Annotated in this window: 22 protein-coding genes and 3 pseudogenes; 24 read left to right on the forward strand and 1 reads right to left on the reverse strand. The window is 32.7% G+C overall.

The annotated features are described in order from the left end of the window. The first annotated feature begins 40 nt into the window (after nt 1-40). The 7 genes and pseudogenes from HHT355_RS03685 (at nt 41) to HHT355_RS03705 (ending at nt 4691) form a co-directional block, all read left to right on the forward strand. A complete protein-coding gene (locus HHT355_RS03685) occupies nt 41-838 on the forward strand; it encodes an alpha/beta hydrolase (protein ID WP_103202079.1) in 798 nt (265 codons plus the stop codon). Nucleotides 839-1413: 575 nt separating this feature from the next. Beyond that, nucleotides 1414-1674 carry a helix-turn-helix transcriptional regulator gene (locus tag HHT355_RS03690; RefSeq protein ID WP_103202080.1) on the forward strand — a complete coding sequence of 87 codons (261 nt, stop codon included), beginning with the start codon at nt 1414-1416 and terminating at the stop codon, nt 1672-1674. Next, the gene (gene def / locus HHT355_RS03695; RefSeq protein WP_103202081.1) at nt 1649-2110 is read left to right on the forward strand and encodes a peptide deformylase; all 462 of its coding nucleotides are present in this window, start codon (nt 1649-1651) and stop codon (nt 2108-2110) included. The genes HHT355_RS03690 and def overlap by 26 nt, the downstream gene beginning before the upstream one ends. 41 nt (nt 2111-2151) lie before the next feature. Next, nucleotides 2152-2280, forward strand: a complete 129-nt coding sequence (locus tag HHT355_RS13840) for a hypothetical protein (protein WP_278320039.1) — start codon at nt 2152-2154, stop codon at nt 2278-2280. Nucleotides 2281-2734: 454 nt separating this feature from the next. Beyond that, nucleotides 2735-2866 (forward strand): annotated as a pseudogene (locus HHT355_RS13950) (hypothetical protein); the annotation flags it as partial. A gap of 39 nt (nt 2867-2905) precedes the next feature. Next, nucleotides 2906-3274 (forward strand): annotated as a pseudogene (arr, locus tag HHT355_RS13955) (NAD(+)--rifampin ADP-ribosyltransferase); the annotation flags it as partial. Nucleotides 3275-3779: 505 nt separating this feature from the next. Continuing rightward, complete coding sequence (locus tag HHT355_RS03705) at nt 3780-4691, forward strand: alpha/beta hydrolase-fold protein (protein ID WP_278320042.1); 912 nt, start codon at nt 3780-3782, stop codon at nt 4689-4691. A gap of 159 nt (nt 4692-4850) precedes the next feature. On the opposite strand, the gene HHT355_RS13845 is transcribed toward HHT355_RS03705, so the two are convergent. Continuing rightward, entirely contained in the window at nt 4851-6752 is a 1902-nt protein-coding gene (locus HHT355_RS13845) for a glycosyl hydrolase family 18 protein (RefSeq protein ID WP_103202084.1), read from the reverse strand. A 451-nt stretch (nt 6753-7203) separates the two neighbouring features. Between HHT355_RS13845 and HHT355_RS03720 the strand changes: the two genes are divergently transcribed. The 17 genes and pseudogenes from HHT355_RS03720 to HHT355_RS13960 all read left to right on the forward strand — a co-directional run. Then, nucleotides 7204-7707 (forward strand): hypothetical protein, encoded by a 504-nt coding sequence (locus HHT355_RS03720; RefSeq protein WP_103202086.1) that lies wholly within the window; start codon nt 7204-7206, stop codon nt 7705-7707. 285 nt (nt 7708-7992) lie between these two features. Next, the gene (locus HHT355_RS03725) at nt 7993-8568 is read left to right on the forward strand and encodes a DUF6273 domain-containing protein (protein WP_103202087.1); all 576 of its coding nucleotides are present in this window, start codon (nt 7993-7995) and stop codon (nt 8566-8568) included. A gap of 633 nt (nt 8569-9201) precedes the next feature. Beyond that, on the forward strand, nt 9202-9450 hold the full coding sequence (locus HHT355_RS13710) for a hypothetical protein (RefSeq protein WP_199179146.1): 249 nt from the start codon (nt 9202-9204) through the stop codon (nt 9448-9450). Nucleotides 9451-9454: 4 nt separating this feature from the next. Beyond that, nucleotides 9455-9604: a hypothetical protein gene (locus HHT355_RS13715; protein ID WP_199179147.1), complete on the forward strand. Its 150-nt coding sequence runs from the start codon at nt 9455-9457 to the stop codon at nt 9602-9604. A 201-nt stretch (nt 9605-9805) separates the two neighbouring features. Then, complete coding sequence (locus tag HHT355_RS03735; RefSeq protein ID WP_103202088.1) at nt 9806-10234, forward strand: bacteriohemerythrin; 429 nt, start codon at nt 9806-9808, stop codon at nt 10232-10234. Further along, nucleotides 10224-10670 (forward strand): chemotaxis protein CheX, encoded by a 447-nt coding sequence (locus HHT355_RS03740; RefSeq protein ID WP_103202089.1) that lies wholly within the window; start codon nt 10224-10226, stop codon nt 10668-10670. Before HHT355_RS03735 ends, HHT355_RS03740 begins: the two co-directional genes overlap by 11 nt. Before the next feature lie 476 nt (nt 10671-11146). After that, on the forward strand, nt 11147-12508 hold the full coding sequence (locus HHT355_RS03745; protein ID WP_242967521.1) for a glycosyltransferase family 2 protein: 1362 nt from the start codon (nt 11147-11149) through the stop codon (nt 12506-12508). Between the two features lie 51 nt (nt 12509-12559). Then, on the forward strand, nt 12560-13252 hold the full coding sequence (locus tag HHT355_RS03750) for an MBL fold metallo-hydrolase (RefSeq protein WP_103202090.1): 693 nt from the start codon (nt 12560-12562) through the stop codon (nt 13250-13252). A gap of 691 nt (nt 13253-13943) precedes the next feature. Then, nucleotides 13944-15293 (forward strand): S8 family peptidase, encoded by a 1350-nt coding sequence (locus tag HHT355_RS03755; RefSeq protein WP_103202091.1) that lies wholly within the window; start codon nt 13944-13946, stop codon nt 15291-15293. Between the two features lie 692 nt (nt 15294-15985). Further along, nucleotides 15986-16468 (forward strand): hypothetical protein, encoded by a 483-nt coding sequence (locus tag HHT355_RS03760; RefSeq protein ID WP_103202092.1) that lies wholly within the window; start codon nt 15986-15988, stop codon nt 16466-16468. Between the two features lie 92 nt (nt 16469-16560). Further along, the gene (locus HHT355_RS03765; protein ID WP_103202093.1) at nt 16561-18216 is read left to right on the forward strand and encodes a hypothetical protein; all 1656 of its coding nucleotides are present in this window, start codon (nt 16561-16563) and stop codon (nt 18214-18216) included. A 12-nt stretch (nt 18217-18228) separates the two neighbouring features. Beyond that, complete coding sequence (locus tag HHT355_RS03770; protein ID WP_103202094.1) at nt 18229-18888, forward strand: ABC transporter ATP-binding protein; 660 nt, start codon at nt 18229-18231, stop codon at nt 18886-18888. Then, nucleotides 18882-20054: an FtsX-like permease family protein gene (locus HHT355_RS03775; protein WP_103202095.1), complete on the forward strand. Its 1173-nt coding sequence runs from the start codon at nt 18882-18884 to the stop codon at nt 20052-20054. Before HHT355_RS03770 ends, HHT355_RS03775 begins: the two co-directional genes overlap by 7 nt. Next, a complete protein-coding gene (locus HHT355_RS03780) occupies nt 20051-20995 on the forward strand; it encodes a membrane lipoprotein lipid attachment site-containing protein (protein WP_103202096.1) in 945 nt (314 codons plus the stop codon). The genes HHT355_RS03775 and HHT355_RS03780 overlap by 4 nt, the downstream gene beginning before the upstream one ends. 269 nt (nt 20996-21264) lie before the next feature. After that, nucleotides 21265-21801 carry an isopentenyl-diphosphate Delta-isomerase gene (gene idi / locus HHT355_RS03785; RefSeq protein ID WP_103202097.1) on the forward strand — a complete coding sequence of 179 codons (537 nt, stop codon included), beginning with the start codon at nt 21265-21267 and terminating at the stop codon, nt 21799-21801. After that, a complete protein-coding gene (locus HHT355_RS13850) occupies nt 21801-21929 on the forward strand; it encodes a hypothetical protein (protein WP_278320040.1) in 129 nt (42 codons plus the stop codon). Before idi ends, HHT355_RS13850 begins: the two co-directional genes overlap by 1 nt. Before the next feature lie 75 nt (nt 21930-22004). Then, a pseudogene (locus tag HHT355_RS13960) lies at nt 22005-22139 on the forward strand (hypothetical protein); the annotation flags it as partial. Nucleotides 22140-22195 lie beyond the last annotated feature (56 nt).

Consider the following 22195-nt stretch of genomic DNA (forward strand, 5'->3'; position numbering starts at 1 on the left):
AGTATACTTTTATATTTTTATTAATAAAAGGAGAAAAAATATGGCTGAATTAAATATTAGATTATTTGCACCGTCCCTTAGCCGTTTTACAAATTTATTAATGGTGTTACCGATTGATACACCACCTATGATGACAGAAGGGAATATTCATTATAAAAGACCTATGAAAACATTATTTTTACTTCATGGTTATTCCGGAAATTACATGGATTGGATGATAGGAAGCAGAATTGGTGAATTAGCTGCAAAATATAATATTGCGGTTGTAATGCCTTCGGGAGACAATAGCTTTTACTTAAATATGGAGGCAAGTGGCAACAATTATGAAGACTTTATTTGCAAAGATTTAATTAATTTTCTGCGAAATACGTTTGGCTTGGCAAAAGTCCCTGAGGATACTTTCATTGGCGGTTTTTCTATGGGTGGATTTGGTGCTATACACAGTGGGTTGGTGCATCCGGAAGCATTCGGAAAAATGATAGGACTGTCTTCAGCTCTGATATGTGACGGTATTAAAGGGATGAAACCAGGAACTCATAATCCGGTAGCCAATTACGCTTATTACAGGCAAACTTTCGGTGATCTTGAGCACCTGGATGAAAGCATGAATAATCCCAAATATGTTGTGAAGAGACGGCTTGAAAATGGTGAGAAGATACAACCTATATTCATGGCTTGCGGTAGTGAGGACTTTTTAGTGGAGGCTAACCGTGATTTCAGAGATTTTCTTTTGAAGAATGGTGTGGATGTGACCTACAAGGAAAGCCCTGGTGTGCATGATTGGAATTTCTGGAACGAGTACATTGAACCGGCTATTTGTTGGGCTTTAGAAAGCTGAGGACAGAAATTAAAAGGAGACTTATACGAAGCATATTAGGTTGGTACTTTCAACAAATCCTGTGAACTTTGATCATTAACAATGACATACTAACTCTCGGAATAAGTATATTACCAATTACTTACACCTTCGATATGTTTAAACGAATATATCGGAGGTGTTTTTTATTCTCTGGATGTTCCAATACATCCCAACTTATATTGCATGAGGTGGAACGTGCCGTATCGAAAAAGTACCTATAATTGCATAAAAAATAGCAATTAAATCAATGAAAGTCCATAGAATATTTTATTTTCAAATCAATGGAAAAGGCTAACCCGGTATTTGCTGCTATTTTCTTGCAATTACTTTACTTATAACGATGTTTATAGTCAAAGAAATGGGAAAGCAAAGGTAAAGCTCAGGCATAAGAAAGGATGGTAATAATGAAAAAATATCTCTTTGCATTTATTATAGTGATTGACGTCATGGATTAAAATGGCTATTCGGTAAGATAGATTTTTATGTAAGGTTGACATTACATTGGATATCGAGTATATTATTAAGTAATGTCAACTTTACATAAAGGGGTTTTTATGAAAAATAGGGTTAGAGAATTAAGAGAGAAATTTGGTTTGACCCAAGAGCAGTTGGGTGAAATGGTAGGGGTTTCAAGACAGGCAATTAATGCCATAGAAACAGAAAAATTCGAACCATCTATTTGGCTTGCTTATGATATTTCACGAGTGTTTGGGTGTCATATTGAAGAAGTCTTTTTGTTTGAAATAAGTCCAAGAAAAACACGGGCAGACAGCAGCAGGAGGAATAGAAATGGCAATAAGGAATATTCGATATAACAATGACAGTATTTTGAGAAAAAAGTGTAAAGAAGTAACTAGGGTTGATGATAAAATAAGAGAAATTCTTAATGATATGATGGATACACTTCATAATACTGAAAATGGTGCTGCATTGGCGGCAAACCAAATAGGAATTTTAAAACGATTAGTTGTAATTGATTATTGTGGATATACCCTTAAATTGGTCAACCCGCAAATAATAGAATCAAGTGGTGTTCAAGAATGTATTGAAGGATGTCTTAGTTTTCCTAATCGTTTCGTAAAAACAATTCGTCCTCAAAAAGTAACTGTTCGGGCTTTGAATGAATATGGCGAAGAAATAATTGTGACAGGTAAAGGCGAAATGGCTAAGTGCTTTTGCCATGAATTGGAACACTTAGACGGAGAAATTTTTTTAGATAAAGCTATTGAAGAAATAGTGCCAGAGATATAGATGAGAATTAGTAAAATCTTATTGATATTCCGACAGGCGTAATGGAATATGCTTTTAAAATAATATCAACCAATGTAGATATTACAAGAACAGGAATAGAGATTCTTCGAAGCCTTGTAAATGAGGTTGAATACCTGAAAGAATCCGTTTTAAAAGACCGGGAAAAATAAAAAGTTGTATCCTCATAAAAACATAAAGACTGACCTCGATACATCAAAAGCGCAACTTCTCTGATAAAAATACTTTTCCTCACTTTAATTATAACATAAATCAAATAGCAAATATAGAATGTTTATTTTTAAATTTAACTGCTATACTTTGATAGTATGTAAGCGGCTTTTCCTAAAAAAGCAAGCAATGGAGAAGATATAGAGAAGTTAATTTTTTATGCGCTTATAATAATTAATTTGGAGGTAAGATTAAATGAATATAAAATTTGATCCAAATAACACCGTTATAAAACTCTGCATGAGCGGGATGAGCTATGAGGATAGCGGTAAAATTGAAGATGCTATCACTATGTTTCAGAAAGCATGGGATGAAGCTACAGATGACTATGAAAGGTTTATTGCGGCTTATCATTTAGGTCGTAAACAAAAGAGCATTACAGACAGATTGAAATGGATGGAAATATCTTTGCGGTGCGCACTAAATATAAATGACGAAAATGTTAAAAGTGCATACTCGACTTTATATTTAAATATTGCCAAATGCTTTGAGGAGATGGGCGATTTTGACAATGCAAAAAAATATTATGAGTTATCAAATTCATATAAGGATGTTCATTCTGATGATGGACCATTTTATCATGGGACAAAGGCAGATTTGAAAGTTGGTGATTTACTTACAGCAGGTGGAACTTCAAATTTCAATTCCGATCTGAAAATGAACCATATTTATTTCACTGCCAATATAAATGTTGCAGCCCTGGCAGCAGCATTAGCAAAAGGAGAAGGAAGAGAACGTATTTATATAGTAGAACCTACAGGTGATTTTGAAAACGACCCTAATGTTACCGATAAAAAGTTTCCCGGCAACTTAACACGTTCATATCGCTCGAAAGAACCGTTAAAAATTATAGGTGAAGTAACTGAGTGGTCAAAATTGACCACCGATGAACAGGGAGAATGGCGTAAAAAATTAGCCAAAACAAAGGCGAAATAATTAACTAAATTACAGTTTGCTAGTTGCCAAATTATGAAATATTGTAACAATTATAAATCCTTCTATGATAGAAAATGCCCTTTGGTATGTGCTTGCGGGTACATATTTAAGGGTATTTTATTATGACTGTGTTAATATGCAATGATTTTATTATAATTAGTTAATCAATAATTCAAAAGTACTGTTTTTGGAGGAGCCCTTTTTATTGGAAGAGGCAAAACATCAATATTTATAATATAACTTTTGACGAAGAAAATACAATGAATAAAAATCTCTTAGATGAAGATGTAGCTTTTATTTCCCGGATGCTGCCGTAATGTGAGGAATAGAAAGTTCCAAATCTTTATTAGAAGGAGTACTTATAAAACCCATTGAATTAATTATGTTGGTTTTTATAATATACATATTTTCTAATTGGCTTAAATGTTTTGAATCAAGTTTTATAAGAATACAAAAATAGTTTAAATATTATCAGTATGGTATCCAGCACGGTCAGGTCAATTATATTACATATTATTCGACGGCGACAAACAGCCAGCGGAGAGCAAGAATTTATTTGCCGCCCGGATATACAACCAGCAAAAAATACAGTGTCATGTATTTACTGCACGGTATCGGTGGCAATGAAGATGAGTGGTATAACAATGGTGCACCGCATTTGATCCTTGATAATCTTATTGCAGCAGGAAAGATTGAGCCGTTTATCCTTGTACTTCCTAACGGAAATGCATCAGGATACGGAGTAGCTGACGGATGGGAAAACTTTACGAGAGATTTAACGGAGTCTCTTATTCCCTATATTGAAAATAATTATTCTGTAAAAACAGACAGTAAACATCGCGCCATTGCCGGTCTTTCAATGGGTGGCGGACAAACCTTAAACATCGGATTGACCCATTTGGACCTCTTCCAGTATGTCGGAGCGTTTTCTTCAGCACCTAACACTTATCCGAATAACAGGCTGTTCCCTGATAACGGTGCGGCTGCCAGAAATAAGTTAAAAACATTTTTTATCTCATGCGGTACAAATGACTACCTATTAGGTATTAGTGAAGGGGTTCACAACTTCTGCGTATCTCAGGGAATTCCCCACACCTATTGGCTTGTCCAGGGAGGGGGACATGATTGGAACGTATGGAAGCAAAGTTTCTGGAATTTTGTTCAGATGGCATGTGCAGCCGGATTTACCGATAATGATGGATCTACAGGACCGAATCAACCCGGACCCGATGTTCTCTTAGGAGACCTGAACGGGGATGGAAGAGTTGATGATAATGATTTATACATGATGATGATGTATCTTTTTGGCTGGATTAACGATTTTCCTAATGGGTTAAAAGCGGCAGACATGAATCAGGATAATGTAATTAATGATCTTGACTTTATCATATTAAGACAAATAGTTTGGGGATGGTAATTAAAATTGTGGTGCAATCGACTTAGTGTGGGTATTTTAGTTGGTTGCTTTTCATGTAATATAAATTTCAGATACCATAGCACATAAACATAAGCAGGATGTATGCTATTAAAAATTCGGCTATACATCCTGCTTATTTCATTTTTTTGATTAATAAAATTACTTATTTAGGGCTTGATAGAGGCTATTAGTTAAAATACTTTTTGGATCCTGGCTTATCTCCCAGATCATTACACCGCCTAAGCCTTTCTGATTGACATAGTTGGCCTTTTCTGCTACGGACTGTTCATCTTCATAGGTTATTAGAGTAGAGCCGTTAAAAAGATAGGGTACTTTGGAATACATATTGTAGTAACGCGTAAATCCTGGCGTATTCAAATAATAATTTGCAACGATATCATAGCTGATGGAGGCTATTCCTGAATAAGATTGGTATAAGCCTTGATTAAGGGGACTTACTCCCTGATAAACAAAACCATAAAACGGCACTCCCATAATCAGCTTTTCTTTTGGAAAGCCGGTTTGAAGCCAGTTATTGATGGCGGAATCCACACTAATTTTATAAGGATTTAGAGGATCAGTACCATACAATGGAGCGTTAAAATTGGTAATAGGTTCCCAGGAACCGTGAATATCATATGTCATAACATAAGCATAATCTACGTATTTGTTGATTTCCATTAATTCAATGTTCTTAATATACCAGCTTCCGGCTGCCCCGGCAAATGATAATTCATATTTTTTGCCATTGATAGAGCTCTGTCTATCAAGTTTTTCTCTTAAGGTTTTAAGAAGTAGTGTAAAATTATGTTTATCTTCCGGTCTTCTTACGTTGGATTCCAGACCGCCACTGACCGGATATTCCCAATCAATGTCTACTCCGTCAAAATCATATTTTATAATGAAATCTATAACACTGTCAGCAAATGTATTTCTGGACTCCTGCGTTAATGCCACGTCTGAAAATCTTCCTGACCAAGACCATCCACCAACGGATATAATGGTTTTTAGATTAGGATTTTTAGTTTTTAACTGATTGAGCTCCTTTATATTCGCCCCATCAATATCCGGATAGCCTAGGGTTATTTTATTGTCGCTGCCAATGTTAGCAAAAGCATAATTAATATGAGTAAATTTATTTGCGTCAATTTTGCTCGGTGTAAAGCCGGAATATTTGGACCAGGCTGCATAATAACCTACAATTTTCTTTGAAGATTTTGTATTTGTTGGAGATTCAGTTGGTTTTTCTGCAGGAAGCGGTGCAGGAGTAACCGATGGTGTAGGAGTAGGTGTTTTTGTGGGTGCCGGTGTGGGAGTAGGAGTTACAGGTTTATTAACAGTAATTTTACTGGATAACTTTACGCCATCTACAGCCGCATAAATGGTAGCGGTACCGGGTGCTTTGGCAGTAACCTTACCTGAACTTGAAACAGTGGCAATAGATTTATTGCTTGAAGACCAGGTAACTTTATTTTTCGTTCCTGAAACACTTAAGGTTTTGGTAGAGCCTACGGAAAGAGTCGAGGAGGAACTACTGATTTTAATAACGGTAATTTTGCTTGATAACTTTATGCCACCGACAGTCGCATAAATGGTAGCGGTACCGGGTGCTTTGGCAGTAACCTTACCTGAACTTGAAACAGTGGCAATAGATTTGTCACTTGAAGACCAGGTAACTTTATTTTTAGTTCCTGAAACACTTAAGGTTTTAGTAGAGCCTACGGAGAGAGTCGCGGAGGAACTACTGATTTTAATAACGGTAATTTTGCTTGATAACTTTATGCCACCGACAGTCGCATAAATGGTAGCGGTACCTGGGGATTTGGCTGTGACCTTGCCCCCTGAGCTTACTGTAGCAACGGACTTATTGCTTGAACTCCATGTTACTTTACTTTTCGTATTAAGGACAGTTAGCGTCTTAGTAGAATTTACAGTCATAGTTGCTGATGTTGAATTTAATTTTATGGTAGCAGCTTGTACTTCTGTTGAGTTTATTACCTTTAAAATAATAAAGAATAATAAGGCAAAAGAAGCTAAAAAAAATTTTCTATAATGTTTCATAGGTATACCTCCATATAGCTCTACTCTAAAATTTACACAATTAAGTTGTTTTCGATATAATTGGAGTATATACTAATGCATTAGGCATTTCATTAGATAATTACTGGATAATAAAGAGGCTGAAAGCATGTAAAGACTACTGCAGCAGGAGATTACGATAGAGCTATTTTACTTACAGAGGAATTTGAAATTTCTGGCGGGCAGTGCGTGATGATAATATATAAAATGGATTGCATCGCTTGGGGTAAAATCAGTTCAGCTCACTATTTTCGAAAGATGAAGCAAATACCGATTTTTTTATTGGAAGAAAAGGAGCCTATAAAATATTGTATTGATTTCTTAAGCTATTTAATATATAATAGGAAAAAGCTGGTAATCATAATTTTATTTAAGATGAAATAACTTAATAAATAGACAAATTATGTATATTATATAGGGGAAGGGGTTTTATATGAATAAAAGAAATGTAATTTTAACTGCTGTAGCAGTTGTTGCTTTAATTGCTATTATAATTACATCGGTAATAATAATAAAAAAGGATGATAGAAAAGAAAAGACAGAAAGAAATTACGGGATTTCCCACATTGAAACAAATATAACTTCAAGTGGAATTGAAGAAACCAAGCCGGAAGATGCTGTTCCAAAGAAGGATCAATTAATTCAAAATCTTGAGGATAAAGGATACGATATTGAATACTATGATACCGTTTTTGACAGTGATATTTCCTGTTACAGAATTTATGCCACGAAAAATAATGAATTTATTGATATCTGTTATGATTTAACTGAAGAAAATGCGGAAACAGCATTTTATGAATATGAAAAGAAATATGACAAGTATTATCTTATGGCAATGAACGGAACCTTTGTTTATTGTATCAGTGATAAGAAAGTATTTAAAGATGCCGGATTTAAAAGCCTTGCTAATAATGGAATACAATATATTAATAATTAGAAAAGTGATTTATTTTGAAATATAAGGGTTTTCTGGCGTTGAATTTGGCTTACAGCTTTTGCTAAGGTAACAATGTCAGGAAACCCTTATTCTTTACTAAAAAATCAAAAAAGTAAAATTTTGATATGATAAAATAAATATGTCTGAAAGAAAGGAGTACTCCGGATAAACTATTTCGAACGCATTCGGAAATCCATAAACTATCATTATTATGACAAGTATTAAAGTAGGAAACAATAAATTTGATTATAGATTAACCAATCTATATGTTAAAGGAGTGCTAAAATGCAAATTGGAGAAAACATAATCTTCGACAGATATTGCTGGCGCGTACTTGATATTCAAAATGATATAGCTTTAATTATAACAGATAATGTTATTGAACATCGTGCTTATCATAATAAATATAAAGATACAACATGGTATGATTGTGAAACCAGAAATTATCTTAACGGAGAGTTTTTAAATAGTTTTGATGAAAGCAATAAATTAAGAATTATCCAAGTAACAAATAAAAATTTGGACAACCCATGGTATGGTACACAAGCGGGAAATGAGTCACAGGACAGAATATTTTTATTAAGCCTTGAAGAGGTATGCAGGTATTTTGGCGACAGTACTGAATTGCTGTACAACAGAGGGAATAACAGGTATTGGAAGAAAAATGATATTAACAACAGTAAGAGACTTGCCAGGTTAGGAGATACATGTGGATGCTGGTGGTGGTGGCTAAGATCTCCCGGCAGACACAATCGGCTTGCTGCATATGTCCATGGAACTGACGGCTGCGTAGGTGTAAATGGCAACAATGTAACCAATGACCGCGGAGGCATTCGGCCTGCTTTGTGGTTGAAATTATGATTTGAAACCATTTATATGAATGCATAATAACTAACCGGAGGAGAGAAAATGAATAACTTAATTATCAGGAAGGAAACACCTGCTGATTTAAAATCGGTAGAACTCCTTTAAAAAGCAATTCCAATAAACCAAAAGTGGGAGATGATGTTATCTTTCTTTGGAAAAAGAATGGCAAATCTGAGATAACTTCCGTATGTAAAAATATGTTGGAAGAGTAGTTTATGGTAATGGGATATGGCTTATAGTTGAGAAATTTACTTAAATAGACTAATGTAATAAGCTTTTGATTATTTTTTTAGCTTTCAAAGAAAAAATTAAGCTTTCGGATACAGTATTATTTACTGATAGCCGGAAGCTTTTCGTTTTTTATTATCAATATAGGTTATGAATGCCAAAGAAATACCTTGGCTCTTATTTAATTTTTATGTCTGGAAAGTTTGTTTTTGTCTTATTATTTTATTTGGTAAATAGATTTATGATTTATATTAAGAAGATGCTCTGGATTTATATAATCTTTTGTAGTATAATCTTAGCTCAATAAAGTCATCACTGAGAAAATATATATTGATTTCTACAATCAGATTATTTAAGGCTAAGTATTATTAATTTAACAACAAGAATAGGAGAAAAAGGGTGAATTTTGAAATTAAAGAAGTCCCTGTTGAAGATAAATCAGTTTTGCGTAATTTATTAGAGTTATACATATATGATTTTACCGAATTTGGTCCCTATGATGTCAATTCACATGGACTGTATGGCTATAAGTATTTGGATTTATATTGGACAGAAGAAGGACGATACCCATTTATATTCAGTGTGGATGGGAAAATAGCAGGATTTGTACAATATATTTCAAAAGTATTCGGGTTTATGGGAGATTGATGAAATGGAAAGCAACAAGCCGGCTCAGGATTTCTGGAGAAAAGTAATTGGCGAATTTACTAATGGTGATTATGAAGAAATTCGTAAAGAAAATTGGAATGGTCCTGTCCAAAGATTTAGGTCAAGAGTATTAAAAGTGACAGATAATGGTTGATTTTTGCAGAATTATTATAAGAATTGATTGAAGTGTTTACATTTTTAGCATATAATGGAGTCATATTATTTTAAATGCTCGTAGTTAATTATTAAGCGTAAGATAAAAGCATAAGTAACAGCAAATAAGATATGTTAGGAATATAAATTACCTGCTTACGGTAATTTTAAATAAAAAACATAAGAAAGGAGAGGAAGTTTTATGTTATGGAAAGATACCTATGAACTAGGTGTTCCGGAGATAGATGCGCAGCATAAAGAGTTATTCAGGCGTGTCGAGGCTTTTTTGCAGGTATTGCGTTCTAAGGATCATTGGGAAGAAAAACTCCCGAAAATAATTGAAACTCTGGAATTTATGAAAGGCTACGTTGTAGAGCATTTCCGGGATGAAGAGGAATACCAGAAAAAGATCAATTATCCTAAGTATGATGCTCATAAACAGGTACATATGGGCATGGTAGATTATGTTTTGGAAGTTTCTAAGAAATTCGAAGAGTCAAAAAATGATGAGAATTTAATGCAGCAGTTTGGAGGAAAGCTCCTTTCATGGCTTATTAACCATGTGGCCGCCGAAGACCAGCAGATTGCAGCATATGCCAAAAGTGAAGGGGTGAGCGGAAATGTTAGATAAGCTCTATAAAGCCTTTATAGATGCAACATATAATGTATTTAATCTTATGCTCAATATATCAGAAATTTCCGATCATCCTTTAGATGAGTTTTCATGTGATAATGGTATTGATATTGTTGTTGAAATAGTCGGAGAGCTGCAGGGGAAAGTTATTTACAAGTTTCCGGTTGATACATCCCTTAATATTGTAAATATTATGAGCGGTATGGAGTTTGATGAAGTGGATGTTTTCGTAATTTCTGCCGTTTCAGAAATTGCTAATATTATCAGCGGCAATGTAATTACAGCCCTTTCCGATAACGAGCTTAGATATGATATATTACCGCCGGTACAGGGGACTTCTGATGATGATAAGGAATACGAGATAAAAACAGGCGGCTGTATAATAACACCTATCGGAGAGGTCTGTCTTGATTTAAGATTAAATCGGGCTTAATATTAATTTAAATTGAATACGGTCCATTAATAATAAACATTAATACCCTGAAAAGACAGTTGTAAGGATGTCAAAGATTAAAATATAGTATATAGAAATGATTTTATTAAAGGGTTTTCATACATTTTGATTTTCTTCAGATTACTTTACTGAAGGAGTCAATGTTTGAAAATCTTTTTTTTTCTTAAGAAAGAATATCAAATGTAGGCTTTTAATATGATTGGGACCACATCACTGCATTGTACGCAGTATTTTCTGAGTCAGGTTATAAATTACGATATCGCAAGATGGTTTAAAGTCGTTTATATAATTGGCAAGTATTTCAATTGATATATGATTTTTTTGGTGATATACTCTTATCTTATTAATATCGAAAAAGGATGAATTATAGCATTATAAGTTAAAATTTTCTCAATAAAAATGGTGTCTGCAAAACACAGATTTTAACAGAGTGTAGAAAGGCGGATTTTAAGAAGTTGGATTATAAAGAAAAAATTCCAACTGAAAATGAAGGTTTATCATATATACAAACAAAAAGAACACACTATATACCGGTTAAGATAAAGTTTGTGCTTAGCCACTTGTTTGCTATATTGTGGACAGTTATTTCAGTTATTTTATCCATCCCATGGGTGAAAGATTTATCAGAAATTGTTACCTTACCTCTAGCATTGTTTATTATCACAGGAATTGCTTATATACCTGGTTATATGAATGCTTTTTTGGTGGTTAGTCTTATTTTTGACAGACAGCCATCTTTTAAAAATGAAAATCCTTCAAAAGATATAACAATTCTTATCGCAGCCAGAAACGAAGCAGAGAATATCGGAAATACATTGGTCTATATTGCAAAACAGGATTATAGCGGTCATATCAAAGTTTTTGTCATTGATAACGGTTCAAGCGATGAAACCTCATCTGTAGCCTTATCATACGGGGAAAATCTTAATTTGGATGTTACCGTAATTAACGAAAAGAAACCTGGAAAATTCAATGCATTAAATACCGCGTTAAAATATGTTACCACAGATCTTGTAATAACATTGGATGCTGATACCTTGCTTCATCCGTCTGCCGTTAGATTTTTGATTGCAAGGATAGAAAGTGCACCTAAGGATGTATGTGCTGTGGCCGGTTCGGTGTTGGTCCGCAACAGCCGCGAAAATATTATGACAAAGATACAAGAATGGGACTATTTCCTTGGTATTGCATCTATCAAAAGATTACAGGGATTATATCAGGGAACGTTGGTAGCTCAAGGAGCTTTTAGCGTGTATAAAACTGATTGTGTTCGGGTAATCGGGGGCTGGCCTGATGCAATAGGAGAAGATATTGTACTGACATGGAACCTCCTGAAACATAATTGGAGGACATATTTTGAACCTTTGGCTGTTGCTTTTACCAATGTTCCAAACACCTTACGTATTTTTGCAAGACAGCGGTCCCGCTGGGCACGTGGAATGATTGAAGCACTTAAAACAACCAAGCCATGGCAGCAGCCTAGTACATATACTAAATACCTGACCGGTATAAATCTGCTTATACCATACCTGGATTTGGCTTATACTTTCTTTTGGTTACCCGGGCTTATTCTTGCATATTTTGGTTTTTTCTGGATCGTTGGACCTGCGACATTACTGGTACTTCCGCTTACATTTATAAGTTATTCTGTTTTATATACATATCAGAAGTATGTATTCAGAAAACTTAATTTGAAAGTAAGAAAAAATGTTGCCGGATTTTTATTGTTTATGTTATGCTATCAAATGATAATGTCGCCTGTTTCAGTCTGGGGTTATACGCAGGAGGTTTTCAGACTAAAAAGGGTGTGGAAGTAGCAGGCAAAATGCCTTAAAAGTATTTTAAATTGTATAGTTGGGGGATTACTTATGGCTGATATTGTTCAAATAAACGATACTACCTGGCGTATCGAAGACAACGGAGTACGATTCTTCTTACTTGCCGGAACCGATAAGGCACTGCTTATTGACAGCGGTATGAATACACCGAATGCAAAGGATATAGCTGAAGGTATTACAAAACTGCCAATAATGCTGCTTAATACGCATGCAGATCCGGATCATATATCAGGTAACGGAAGCTTCGATTATTTTTATATGCATCCTGATGAAGAAGATAATTATAGAGCCCATGGTGGGTTAGGAACTATTGTGCCTGTAAAAGATAATGACGTCATAGATCTTGGAAGCCGACCGCTGAAAATCATTTTCATACCTGGGCATACACCCGGAAGCATAGCTATATTGGATATAAACAACAGGGTACTTATTTCGGGAGATACCGTTCAGGATGGAAACATTTGTATGTTTAGGGAAGGCAGAAATTTGCTTACGTATGTTAAAAGCTTAAAAAAGCTGTCTATGTTTACAGATGACTTTGATACAATATATCCGTCCCATGGCTCATTTCCGGTAAGCCCGGAATTAATTGAAAGGCTTATTGAAGGTGCAGAGCAAATTATGAGTGGGACAGTAAAAGGTAAGATTATAGATATTTTTGATACATCGGCTATGCTCTATAAATTTCCATATGCCGGTTTTATCTGTGATATTCCTGAATAAAAAAGTAAATGGGCTACCTGACATCGATTTTTTCTTGGCTGTTATGCCTGAAGAATCAATGGCAGGAAGGCCTTATTTTTTTGCTTACAAATATAACGGCCGGGATAAAGATCATAAAGTTAAGTTGCAGATTAAATAACCGTTTTTAATATGGCTAAGAAAAGGAATATTACGAGTTGTTTTTGCTTTATTGGTTATTATGTATTAAGACTGTATTAAATATTAGTTAGGGTTGAAAATGGAACTGTTGTTATCGACAAGTATCAACTATTATGGAAAAAAAGCAACCAAAAAATGATATCATTACCTAAAATAGTTTATGTTTATGTATAATTCGACAATTTTAAAATGCATGAAAAATGATTACATTTGGCAACCAATTTGTGTAAATTGATAATACTTATCAATTACAAATCTTAATTAAACAATTAAAAATGCAAAAAAGAATAAAGTTATGCGGTCATAAAATATATGTTATATATAAATTTATTTAAATATATAGATAAATTTGGTGCTTAAAAGCAAATAGTCAGAATGATATGTAATTCGTAGTCTGATGTCAATCAATTCGAATTGACAAGTATTGGAATACCAAATAAAATTGGGATTGAAGATTTAATTCTTCCGGTTGGCGCTAACTGAAAATTACTCTTTAATTTGATATAAATATAATCAGAAAGGGGTTGTGCTTATGTTTCTGAAAAAACTTTTTAAAGTTGCATTGATTTCTTGCCTAGCAGTTGCATGCATATTAGGAAGTATCACATCATTTTCTAAAGCTTCTGCTGACGATTACCTAAGTAAAGTATATAGTACTAAAAATTATGATCAGCCGTATGCAACAGACAGAGTGATTGTAGCTTATAAGAAGGATACGGCAAGCCTTTTGGCAGCAAGCGGTCAGTTAACGGCTTATGAAAAGAATTTAAGTGGTAAATTTGGTTTAAGACTAAAGCATAATTTATCCAGAAAAAATGATAAATATGATGTAAGGCTTTATACCATTGATGATTCATCTCAAACCGTTCTCGATGTCATTAATGAACTGAAAGATGACCCTAATGTAGCATATGTTGAACCTGATTATATTATCCGTGCTACAGATAGAATTCCAAATGATCCATATTATTCAAATCTTTATGCACCCGGTAAAATCAGTGCTCCTAAAGCTTGGGACACCCATACCGGATCAAAAAATATAGTAGTTGGCGTGGTTGATACTGGCATTCAATATACGCATCCTGATCTTGCAGGCAATATATGGGTAAATCCCGATGAAATTCCGGGGAACGGAAAAGACGATGATAATAATGGCTACATAGATGATATATATGGCTGGAATTTTGTAAGTAATAATAACAGGCCGCTTGATGATAACGGTCACGGTACCCATGTAGCCGGAATAATAGGAGCTGTAGGAAATAACGGCATTGGTGTAACAGGTGTTACATGGAATACGCAGATAGCAGCTTTAAAATTCCTTGATGCAGATGGTAGTGGTTATACTTCAAATGCTATTTTAGCAATTAATTATGCTGCTGAAAAAGGATTTGATATTCTTAACAACAGCTGGGGCGGCGGTTCATATAGCCAGAGTTTAAAAAATGCAATTGACGCTTATAAAGGTGTATTCGTAGCAGCAGCCGGTAATGAAGGAAGAAATAATGATAGTTACCCTACTTATCCGGCAAGCTATACTTCAAGTAACATTATTTCAGTTGCTGCAACTACAAGTACCGATGCTTTAGCAAGTTATAGTAACTATGGCAGAACAAGTGTAGACTTAGGTGCTCCCGGTTCTTCTATTTACAGTACATACATAAATAGCAGGTATGCATCATTAAGCGGTACCTCTATGGCGGCACCACAGGTTTCCGGAGCCCTTGCATTGATTAAATCCTATAAGCCTTCTTTAACGACTGCTCAACTGAAATCACTTATTTTGAATAATGTTGATAGTGTATCAAGCTTGAGTAATAGGACTGTAACCGGTGGCAGATTAAATGTTGCAAAAGCATTAGCAGCGGCTAAATCTAATTAAATCATAAAAAACTGTGTCGGCAATTTATGCCGGCACAGTTTTTCATAGAAAATTGTAAAAAGTAAATTATGTTTATGTTTTTAATAAAAGCTTAGCCGTTTTTGTAAAATTTTTATTATGTTTTAGTTTGTATTGAATTTTATTTTTTAATTATAATAGTATCATTTTAAGAAACATTTAGATAATAGATAACATTGTATGGTGCAGCAGGAATTTGCTGATTTGGCAAGGAAGAAAAAGAAAGATAGAGGATGGCTTAAAGATGTAATAATTAGTGTATGACCATAGCAATTGAGTGATATTTCTGTATTAATATCTGAAATAATAACAGACAATAATGAACAGATTTTTTGTAAACTCCAAAAGCAAATATCGGCTTATAATATGCTACATAATGTAAAGGAATACACACTGTGCAGTTTTACTATTCCAAACGGTGTGTTTTTTTATCTTAAGCAGAGTACTTTACTTATTGTTGAAATTACATGTTAAAAAAATAAATGTCATTTGTTAATATTGTAACATATACTGGGAAAATAATAAAAATACTTACAAAAATAGTCATTTTTAACATTGACAAAAATATAACAATTAAATTATAATACATACAAAAATTTACATAAATTTAAATTTTAGGAATAAAAGACAGTATAATGGCTTTACGCTATTAATTAAAAGGAGGGATAAGTACTATGAAGAAAACTTTATTATCATTAGCATTAGCGTTATTACTTGTATTCAATACTGCTACATATGCCTTTGCAACTTCTGGCTCACAATCAACAACTAATAGCAGCTTATCAGCAACCCTGACATCCAATGCATGGATCCAAACTATTTCTGATTTGGACGGTACAGGAGAATTCCAGGTTTCTGCCGTCTATAGCAGTACTAACAGTGCCTACAAGAACCCTGACTGGATAAAGACTGCATGGGATTTCTATGCAATTGGTATCGGTGTTTCTATTAAATTTACAGAAAGTGTCAGCTCATCAGTAGGTGGAAGTGGTTACACATCCACATCCTCAGGTTACTGGATCAACTCAAATGGTGCAAATACAGCTTGGTGGAGAGGAAGAGTTGGAGCCACTGGACTTGCACTTTATATTGGATTATATAATACTGCCAGCGCATACAAAGCTGGTGTTACAATGTCAACAACTGTTAAAATCTGATAGATATCAGTTATGACATTGCCTGTAATATGATTTAAAATTGCAGCGTAAAGTCATATACTGTCTTTTATTATATATTGAGGAGTGAGCTAATGATAAAACAGGGTAAAATTAAAAATGTGTTAATCATTGTTATATTGTTTTCATTAATATTTATGTTCGCATTACTATATTTTCTGAAAAATTCTGCAAAAGATAAGTTGGAAACAGTTAAATTGCAATATAGCAAAAAGTATTCTACAGATAATCCGGATGTAGTAGATTATTTTAAGTCATTTATAAAAGATCAAAATATTGTAATGCATGAATTTACCGATGAAAAATCTAATTTAGATACCTTAATTTATTACTATTTTACATTGGAGAAAGATAACACCAACTTTGCATCTATAGCAGAAACTATAATGAATGATATCAGCATCAATATAGATGATTCCAATTACCTTCAATCTAATTTGTCAAATATTGTGGATATCATATATTTATATTCCAATATAGCACTAAAATATGATATTCACAATGATAAAATAAATAATACCATACAAAAAATATACATACCAATTAATGAATACATAAACTCTTTTACTCAAAAAGATATAGGATTATATGTACTAAAATGGAAATTATGTTATTGTTGTGCTATATTAAATATGGATATGTCACCTTTTGAAAATTGGCAAGAGTATAAAGTAAATATTACAAACCAAGATATTTTATCTGAGTATACAAAAGAAATTGTTGATGTGTTGTTTGAAAAAATAATTGAAAATAAGAAAAATGATATAAACGGCCTTTGTAAAAAATACTCAGACTTATATATTTCAAATGTCATTGATATTGACACATATGTTATATATATAAGTTTGCTATCGGATTTGTTTGCTTTAGACAATGAATTAATTTATAGTACAGAAATTTTTAATTTTTATAAAGAAAATTTCTATAGCAGTTCACCTTTTCTTTTATTCTGGGCTTTTAGGACGGTTGAATACTGTAATAAATCTTATAATTACCGGATAAAGGAATTATATTCAGGAACTCCTTTAAGTGATGACGGGTTTGCGTCTACTGCGGCACTTATAATTCCAACTTTCCGCAGGTTGTATGCATATTTGGAAATCTGCCGTTTCCTTGGTATAAACATATCTGATTGTAATGTTAAAAATTGGATTGACAAAATAGATAAAAATGCAATTATGATTGATGATTTATATTATGCAAGATTAATATTTAACGAATATCCGGATTTTGAATATTCCTTAGATAATACAATAGATAATATGATGAAGAAACTTGATCATGTTTCGGTTACAGAAACGAATAGTTATCAATTCTATTCATTTTTGAAGGCATTATATTATTTCGATAAAAACGGAAAGAAATTATATAATAAGTACAAGTCTTATATCAACAGTAAAGGAGATGATATAAATATTATTGAAAAGTTGTGGAGTATGGAGCTCGATTATTTATATAAAGGGAAAAAACCTGATTTTTCTGATATAGAATCATCAATTTTAAATGCCGATGATGAAATTAAAACAGATATATATTATAATTATGTTAATTTGTTACATATTAATCCAAATGATTTGGATGAATTAGTAAATGAAAAAATATTAGCTGAAATTCAAAAATATCGAACTAATGGAGGATATTATAATAATCCTGTTTTTAAGTATGTTGATATATATAAAACTTACCAGATTATGCATGTCATGAATTTTATTCAAATCAATTTATATTAGGAGGGGCTCATATTGGGCAACATACTGGAAGTACATAGACTAAGCAAAAAGTACGGTAATAATACAGTATTAGAAAATATAAATTTTTCACTGAAAGAAAATGAAATAATGCTTATAAAGGGAAAATCCGGTGCTGGTAAGTCTACATTGTTAAATTTATGTTCTATGATTGAAAATCCGGATACCGGAGAAATATTTTTTAACGGAAGAAATATGAATTCTTATTGTGAGAAAGAAAAAAGAGACTTGATAAGAAATCATCTGGGTTACATTTTTCAGGATTTTAATCTTTTTGAAGACTTAACCGTTTACGATAATCTTTATATATATCTATGCGTAGTATCAAAATTAAGTAAAGATTATATTAATGAATTAATTAAAAAAACACTCGATGAAGTAGGACTGTTACAAAAGCTGAAGCATAAAGTAAAGCTTCTTTCAGGGGGAGAGCGGCAGAGAGTTGCATTGGCAAGAACGTTACTTCTTCCCCGTAAACTTGTATTTGCGGATGAGCCGACTGCAAATATAGACGATGAAAATTCTGCCGTAATAGCTAAAATTTTTCAAAAATTAAAAGAAAAAAATACTGCAATTATAATTGTATCCCATGATGATATATTTGACAGTATTGCTGATAAAATATATTTGTTAGAAGGTGGACAGCTGTGTTAAATGTAATTAATGTGTCAGAAATATTTTTAAAATCAAATTTTAAAAAGTTCATTTCATCTATTTTATCACTTGTGACCTTTTTGCTTATAGCCAATTTATTATTGGGCTTTATTTTATCAACAACCGGTGTTCTGTCTGATTCTTTAGCAGACAATAATACAATGCATTTTATGGAGATCTTAATTGACAGCAGTATAGAACGTGACATAGAAGAAATAAGAGAAAATCTTCAAAAAATAAAGCATGTCGAAAGTATTATATGGGATTATTCACATCCGATTCTGCTAGAAGCCGTTAATTCCGATTCAAATGCCATATTAAATATTATTGGAATACCTAAAGCCGCTTTAAAATACTTTGGTGCAGAAACAGATAAAGAAGAATATTTTTTTATACCGTCAGGCAAAAAGGATTTATTTGATATCGGTTCGGAGGCAATATTTGAGGAAGGCGAGTATGTCATAAATGATGACGGTAAACTGGATGCCATTATAACGGATCATTATGTAAAGATTGATGGTTATTATAAAGAGTTTGATTTTGATATGCTTCCTCCTGAGCTGGCTTTAATTGATGAAGCCAGAATGTTGGCTATTGTAGAAAAAATGTCTCCGGACGGTAAGCTTTATGTTAAGAGAGTGATTTTAACTGTTGATGATATATCGTATATGAAAGAAATAGAAACACAAATAAATAAAATATATCCTGATGTTACAATTCGTTATTCCCTCAAATACAGTAAAGATTTACCTGCTTTTTCTGTTATACTTATTGCCGGTAGCAGTATTATTATTTTATTCCTGTTAATTATTTGTGTTATCAATATAAGAAATAATGTTAATCAGATATTAAATACACGGAACAGAGACATAGGTTTACTGTCATTATTCGGAACTGATGAAAAAAATATTAAATTAATTTTTATACTAGAGTTTGCATTTTACGGTTTCATGGCATTTATTTTTTCTACTGTTTCTGTCGCTTTAATATTCGGATTATTTAAACTGGCATTGAATGTTGATTTGCTGACCAATTATTTTTATTTCTATGTGTTACTTGATTTAATAATCTCAGTTGTGATTTTCTGCCTGATAAGCATAGTCCAAATAAACAGCAGACTGAAAAAACTTAACAAAGAAAAATTATTTAAGGAGTTTTTAAAATGAAAAGAATGATTTTTATCATAGGAATATGTGTTTTTATATTATCAGGCTGTTCGGGGAAAACGAAACTTACGAGTTTACAAAGTATAGATTCAATTGGCTATATTACTGATATAAAAAACGGTAAGCTTTATATGAGTACGAAAAACTTAAGAACTGATAAATCGGAAATAATGTATTATAAAAATTCCTTATTAAAAAAGAGTTTATTCGTAGATGATTCCTCAGTTTCATCTTATCATTTATTAAAAGGAAATAATGAATCAATGAGTTTGTTATTTGATTCTAAGCAAAGCAAGCTTTACAAAATCGACTCTGAAAGAACCAGAATTTTAGGAGAAACTTTGAATTACGTTTTCTTTTACATAATAGATGATGACTATATTCACATACATCAGCTAAATAAAATAACAGGAGAAATAGAATTTACGGACAAAATAATAGAAATTACAGGTGAAATTATTGGATCAAAAGCAACCAGTAATTTTGACACCGACGAATTATACTGGTACTATAGTATGGATGGGAAAACTTACAGGTGCAAAATTAATTCAAATAATTTAAAATTAATAGAGGTCTTAAACTACCCTACAAGCAATATATTTTGTTTAGATAAATCAGGAGACATATGTTTATGCTTATATAATGCAGCAAATGTACCGTATTCTTTTGAGCCTGTTATAATAAGAACAGATTCTTCATCAGTTGAAATTACTTTACTTAATAATGATTTGGATGAAGGAATGATAGATTTTTCACTAATATATAACGACACTTTTTATATGGGGTACAGAAGTGGTAGTCTGTTAACTCTCTACTCCTGGAATCAATCAGACAGCCTAAAAAAACTCAAAGAGTACGCAAATGTCCGTGATATAGCCTGGACTATATATGATGATAAATTATACATATATTATGATGAAAAACTGAGCAGAATAAATTAATTATCAAAATGTATTTTCTGCGGAAGTTTTTAGTAAGCCGGAAAAACTTAGAAAATTTAACCTGAAAGATATATTGTAAGTTGGAAATGATATAACATAGATTTATGTTATATCATTTTTATTATGTATTAGATTGATTTTCAAATACCCTTTAGTATAATAATAAACATATGAATATAGTCGTTTTACCTTTATTTACAAGCAACTATTATAAAAAAGTTAAGTATTAACAAAAGGCATATAAAGAAATATTTAAAAAGGTGGTAAAATTGGCGGAATATATCCTTACCGTAGATGAACAGGACAGAGAAACAGGTTACATGGAAAAAATGGAGGTGCACAAAAAAGGTGTATTACATCGGGCTTTTTCCGTTATGATTTTTAATAATAAAGGTGAAGTATTGCTGCAAAAGAGGGCAATAATAAAGTATCATTCACCCGGGTTATGGACCAACAGCTGCTGCAGCCACCAAAGACAAGGAGAAACTTTGACTGAGGCAGTATCAAGGAGAATTAAAGAGGAGCTTGGAATTACATGTGATTTTAAAGAAGCATTCAAATTTAAATATAGGGTAGAATTTGACAATGGCCTAATAGAGCATGAACTAGATCATGTTTTTATCGGTTATTACAATGAAAAAGTATTTCCAAACGAGGACGAAGTGGAAGAAATTCGCTGGGTTCCTTTAGACGAGCTTAAAAATGAAATGAGTGAACATCCGGAGGAGTTTACCTATTGGTTTAAAATTTTAATGGAGCAACCTAAAATGCAGTTAATAATACAGCAAATATCAGGGGTTAAATAATGAAAGTAAAAGACAAACAAGGTACCGCTAAAGAGAATAAAGCATATGCAATACATTGTATAGAAGCAGCAATTAACGGAGGGGCAAACTGGAATATCTTATGTGATATAAATGGGGGTGCTTACTAAATGATATTTTAATAAACAAAAGATGTTATATCCAGATTCAAAGTTGATGTCGGAGTACATTGACATAATGATTTTGGGTTGGCTGTTGCCAACTCAATGAATGCGGTTATGGCAGGAGCCAGGCAGGTACAAGGAACTTTTATAAACTCAGGTTATACCTATTATGCTAAATATATATTTGTAAATGATTTAAAAATATATTATTATTAATACAAAAAAGGAAGATTTAGAAATGAATATGTATTGGAATAGCAAGTTTAAAGAAA

It is taken from the genome of Herbinix hemicellulosilytica (assembly GCF_002904165.1).
In the GTDB taxonomy this organism is placed as follows: domain Bacteria; phylum Bacillota; class Clostridia; order Lachnospirales; family Lachnospiraceae; genus Mobilitalea; species Mobilitalea hemicellulosilytica.